2 protein-coding genes are annotated in these 2,087 nt (G+C 25.3%); both read right to left on the minus strand.

The window, feature by feature from the left end:
• Window positions 1-477: 477 nt before the first annotated feature.
• On the minus strand, window positions 478-885 hold the full coding sequence (locus HF990_RS14715; RefSeq protein ID WP_168412883.1) for a hypothetical protein: 408 nt from the start codon (window positions 883-885) through the stop codon (window positions 478-480).
• A 15-nt stretch (window positions 886-900) separates the two neighbouring features.
• On the minus strand, window positions 901-1,725 hold the full coding sequence (locus HF990_RS14720) for a ParA family protein (protein WP_168412884.1): 825 nt from the start codon (window positions 1,723-1,725) through the stop codon (window positions 901-903).
• Between the last annotated feature and the right edge of the window lie 362 nt (window positions 1,726-2,087).

Below are 2,087 nucleotides of genomic sequence, written 5' to 3' on the forward strand. Positions count from 1 at the left end.
AACGGATAGCATTCGTATGAAATACAGAAAGGTATTATTTTAATTTAGCAAACTGTTGAATCTTAATTGTAGAAAACTGTTTAAAATTATTTGTGGAAAATTGTTTAATTCTACTTGACGGTTACAATATTCTATGTACCTACTAATACCTAATGAAAGTCTAAAAAAAGATTCTATGCATGATCTAAGGATTTGTTTAGAAGCATTTATATAATTTAGATTTGCTAAATCATAACTAATTATCATATTATTTTTACATTCAAAGAAGAATTGTTCAATTTTACTTCGTTTATCTAATTCACAGATTCCATTTGTTAAAGTAGTATATAAATATATTTTTTGGTATATTCTAAGAAAACGACTCTTTAGTTCTGTATTTGTAAAGTACTCACGATTTGCTAGAAACATTTCATATGATTCAAAGTCAACTTCCCAATCTTTCTTAATTTCTCCAATAACCATATTATCAACCCACATTTATGATTCAATTACTTTTCTCCATGCATCTATAACATCTATATTTTTATTATTTTTATTTACTTTCTTTTGTTGTTTTTCTTCGTTATCGCTTTTATATATAATATTTTTCTTGAGAAATACTTGAATATTTTTTGCAATCTTTAAAAATTGAACAATATTTTTATTATGGGATTGTCTTAAATCCTTTACTATTCTAGCAAAAAGCGCTGGTCTAGCATTAAATATATATTCTCTATAATCTTTTTCGAGCACTTTTACTGTGAATTCTTTTAATTCTAGGTTTTTTGAATAGTAGCCTTCCCTATCAAATATAATCTCGCTTAAAACTGCTATACAAAGCAATAATACTATCTCAGAATTTTTTTTAGAGATATTGATATTAATAAATTCTTTTTTGATATCCATTTTAAACCCTCTCTTTTAAGTTGTTTTATCAATAAGTTCTTTGCAAAGTTGAACTATCTCTTCTCTACAAAAATCCATATCATACATTAATGTTTCTAATTTTCCCGTTCTTATTCTTTCATACTCTCTTATTTTGGTATTAAATTGTGGATCATTCTTGAAATTTTCAAGAATTGCAATTCTTCTTTGTTTATCCGCTTTAACTAAAGTAAAAATAATTCCTAAATTCACTAAATCATGATCTTCAAGTGTTAAATCCTGTTTCATAATTTTATGTAAAAGTGAATAACCTAATGTAGAAAAAACATCTGGAGCAATAGGTACTATATAATATTTTGAAGCTAGTAAAGACGCTTGAGAATAAATCGAATAAGTAGCTGGTGTATCAATTAAAATATAATCTAGATCATAGTTTTCAAAAATATTTTTTCTAAAATAACTAGAAATTATTTTTTCAGATCCTCTCCTACTTGATTCATAAGCAATTAACTCTAAATCACCAGGGATTATGTATAATTTATTCTCATCAACATTTTTATATAATTCAATTACTAACTCTTCATGTGAAAATGTCTTTGTTTCTTGTGCAACACCGCTTCCTTTACTATTCGTAATAATATTTGCAATTGTTTTTCCTTCATTTCTTAAATGTTCGTAAAACTGTATAGACTTATATTTTGTAAATAAAGCCTGAGTCGCATTAAATTGTGGATCCATATCTACTACCATAATATTTTTCTTAAAATGTCTAACTAAAGTATCAGCTATATTTATTGTAGTAGTCGTTTTCCCGACTCCACCTTTCATATTAATAAATGAAATAATAATAGGTTCCTTCATTTACTTAAACCTCCAATATTTTCATAATCGTATGTATAATTTTAATATAAAATTAAAAACTCATTAATTGAAAATTATAAAATATTTTATTTTTTATTACTCAAATTTTAGTAACTATGAAAAAAGCTTAGAGAAAAAAACAATTTTTCTCTAAGCTACTTGGCGGTTATTTATTATCAGATGAAAATTACTCAATTTCACTAACAACATTTACTTAACAAAGAACCAATAAAATAAGGCTCTATAATATTTGGTGTTGGTGAGTATAAACCAGCACCAATTTTTTTGAACAAAAAAAAATGAGACAGTGACAAAACTCTGGTAAAATGTAATCGACCAAAACCACATTTACTAGGAGTGAT

The organism is Ureibacillus thermosphaericus (assembly GCF_012396605.1).
In the GTDB taxonomy this organism is placed as follows: Bacteria; Bacillota; Bacilli; order Bacillales_A; family Planococcaceae; genus Ureibacillus; species Ureibacillus thermosphaericus.